Source organism: Microcoleus sp. SVA1B4 (assembly GCF_036700545.1).
Classification (GTDB): domain Bacteria; phylum Cyanobacteriota; class Cyanobacteriia; order Cyanobacteriales; family Microcoleaceae; genus Microcoleus.
The window spans coordinates 1-3,459 of record NZ_JAUBPB010000140.1; the positions used below are offsets into that span (position 1 = coordinate 1).

Annotated in this window: 1 protein-coding gene; it reads right to left on the minus strand. The window is 49.0% G+C overall.

The window, feature by feature from the left end; translation table 11 throughout:
* Positions 1-227: 227 nt before the first annotated feature.
* Positions 228-2,993, minus strand: a complete 2,766-nt coding sequence (locus QT987_RS29480) for an HAD-IC family P-type ATPase (protein WP_333247012.1) — start codon at positions 2,991-2,993, stop codon at positions 228-230.
* Positions 2,994-3,459 lie beyond the last annotated feature (466 nt).

Below are 3,459 nucleotides of genomic sequence, written 5' to 3' on the forward strand. Positions count from 1 at the left end.
CTCATATTTTTTGGCAATTTTACTAGCTTTTCCATTTTAACCCTTTTGCGACATATTCGCCAAAGTGAGATGCACCCCCGATTTCCAGAGGAAGAGGCTCGCTATTTTAGCAGGAAAATCGGAGGCAGAGCCTCCGGATCTGTGTTACCAGGCAGAGCCTGGTAACGAGTAGAACGAGTAGAAACAGAGAAAGCCGAAATTACTAATGGCTGTACCTACAAGTTCCATTAGTTGGGCGGGTCAAAGCGGTTGACGGAGAGAGCAACACCGATCATCGGCAGAGCGACACCGAAGCAAATCAGCCACTGATCCAGATTCATCGGAGCCGTCTCAAATATGCTATTGACAAATGGAGAATTAGCAAAGATGATCTGCAAAATCACCGCCACGACAATTCCCACACCGAGGGCGGGAGCACCGCTAACTTCTTCCTTAGAACCGCTAAATTTAGCAATCAAAGAAGGCAACAACTGGCTGAGGCTCAATAGGTAAAAAATTCTCCCCATTACCAAAGCTTGAATCGCCATTGTGCGGGCGAGCTCGATCGTTCCCCACTCCGCTTGACGCACCCATTCAAACATTCCGAAAATCAGAGTCCAGTTGTAAAGAGAAATAGCGATAATTCGCTTGATTCGATTTGGAGTCAGCAAAGGTTCGTTTGCCGATCGCGGTTGTTGTTTCATCACTCCCGGTGACTTGGGCTCGAAAGCAAGCGGCACAGTCATCGTAATTGAGTTGAGCATATTCAACCAGAGAATTTGTAGCGACAAAATCGGCAATTCTCGACCGAGGAGGGTGCTGAGCAAAATTGTCATCGATTCTCCGCCGTTGACTGGGAGAATGAAACTGATTGCTTTGAGCAGATTTTTGTAAACCGATCGCCCTTCTTCGACAGCAGATTCGATCGACGCAAAGTTATCATCGGTAAGAATCATGTCAGCGGCTTCCTTAGAAACCTCCGTACCGCTGCCCATCGCAATACCGATATCCGCTTGTTTCAGCGCCGGCGCGTCGTTAACGCCGTCTCCCGTCATCGCCACGATTTCGCCTTGATTTTGCAAAGCTTCTACGAGGCGGAGTTTTTGTTCGGGGGCGACGCGGGCAAAAACTGAGCCGGCTTCTACAGCTTCGCCGAGTTCCTGCTTGCTCATGGCGGCGAGTTGAGCACCGGTGTAGGCTACAAGTTCCCTGTGGTGTTTAGTTTTGCGAAATCCCATGCGGCGGGCGATCGCCTTGGCTGTAGCGATGTGGTCGCCGGTAATCATTTTGACTTGGATGCCGGCGGTTTGACAAGCTTGGACGGCTGCGATCGCCTCAGCCCGCGGCGGGTCGATCATGCCTTGGAGTCCCAAGAAAATCAGCCCAGATTCCAAATCCGAATGATCGACGGAATTTTGGCTTTCGGGTACTGGCTTTTTCGCTAAAGCCAAGACGCGCAAGCCTTGATGCGCCATTTCATCGACTTGGTGGTGGATTTGTTCGCGATCGACTTCTACCGGATTTCCTTGGGTATCGAGACTGGAACCGCAGCGGCCGAGAATGGATTCTACTGAACCTTTGACGTACAAAATTTTGCCACTGGGAGTTCGGTGCAGCGTCGCCATGTATTGAAACTGAGATTCAAAGGGAATTGAATCCAGCCGCTGCATTGACTTGGACAAAATTTGCTGGCTCAAATCAGCTTTTTTGGCAACAGTAATTAACGCTCCTTCTGTCGGATCTCCGACGACTATCCAATTATCATCTTTAAATTCCAACTGAGAGTCGTTGCAAAGGAGTCCAGCTTGCAAACATTCTTGCAAAGTTGGAGTTTGGCTGACAGTAATTGGCAGTTGGTTGAGTTGAATTTCACCTTCGGGGCTGTATCCCGTACCCGTAACCGAGTAGGATTCGCCGCCAGAATAGATTTCTTGCACCGTCATCTGGTTTTCCGTCAAAGTTCCGGTTTTGTCGGAACAGATGACTGTAGCGCCGCCTAGGGTCTCTACAGCGGGCAATTTGCGGACGATCGCGTGGCGATTTGCCATCCGGGAAACGCCTACGGCTAGGGTGACGGTGATGACGGCGGGTAAGCCTTCGGGAATTGCGCCGACAATCAGCGCGACTGCGGGTTCGACTGCTTCTTTAAAGGCTGAAACCCCCTCTGGGACAGGTCTGCCCAATCTGACTGCGAAGGTCAAGGTTGCCATTCCCAACACGAATAACAGCCAGTTTTGACTGAATTGGTTGAATTTGCGGGTTAAGGGGGTGGTGAGATCGATGTGCCGATCTAATAGTTGGGAGATTTTGCCGGTTTCGGTTTTATTGGCGATCGCAATTACGATGCCGCTACCTTGGCCAAAAGTGACAAAACTGCCGGCATAGGCCATGTTATCCCGTTCTGCTAGTGGCGTTTCTTTTGGCAGAACTATATCTCCAGATTGTCCTAATTCTTTTTCGACAGCAACTGATTCCCCGGTGAGTCCCGATTCGTCGATTTGCAAGTCGCGGACTTTCACTAAGCGCAAGTCTGCCGGTACTTTGTCGCCGGAAGTCAGGGTTACTAAGTCGCCGACAACGAGTTCTTTGGAGGGAATTCTTAATTTTTTGCCGCCCCGAATGACTGTGGCTTCGGTGGTGACAGCTTGGGCGAGGGCTTCAATTTTTTTCTCGGCTCCAGCTTCTTGGATGAAACTAATAGTAGCGTTGGTGGTTGTTACGCCCCAAATTACGCTAGCGTTTAGCCATTCTCCGATCACGGCTTTGATTAAACCTGCACTCAGCAAGATGATCAGGAGGGGTTGGTTAAATTGCAGGATAAATTTTAACCAGGCTGGTTTCCCTGCTTTAACTGTTAGTTCGTTGGGCCCGAATTTCTGTTGGCGATGGTTGGCTTCTGTCGGTTCTAAACCGCTTTCCAGGTTGGTTTCTAAGATAGTTGCAACCTTGGATATTTCTAGGTAGTGCCAATATTGCTCTGCTACGTCTACATCGTTGGCGGATATTGATGGCATTATTCTTCCTGAATATTGGGGGTGTGTGAGGAGCTTCGATCGCTCTTTAATAGGCACGCTAAATACAACTCAGCGCTCGTTGGAGCGTGAATATATTGAGCGGCTTAATTGTTTGTTGATTACTTTAACGGGCTGTGACTTACATCTATATTACAACGGATGTGGCCGTTTGTGGCAAGAGATTTGGGGAATTATTTGCGGCGCTAAATCTGGTTTGGGACTTGGTGGCTAAGGTGGGGAAAAGTCGATCGAATCCCTTGACATTTTGCAAATTTTAGGTGTGGTTGAAGAAAGGGAGGACACGGAAGTCACGGATAGACGGATTCATTATTGAACACGAGTCAGGAGTTATCGATCGCAAAGCGTGTTAAAACTGAGCTCTTGCACCATTCTCAAGAACAGGCTTTTCGGCCTGTTCCACAAAGAGTGAATTTTCTTGTGGAACAGGCCGAAAAGCCTGTTCCTA

What these genes read in the sequence shown, in the direction of transcription:
- QT987_RS29480 (WP_333247012.1), bottom strand. Translation starts at nt 2,993, where the DNA reads ATGCCATCAATATCCGCCAACGATGTAGACGTAGCAGAGCAATATTGG.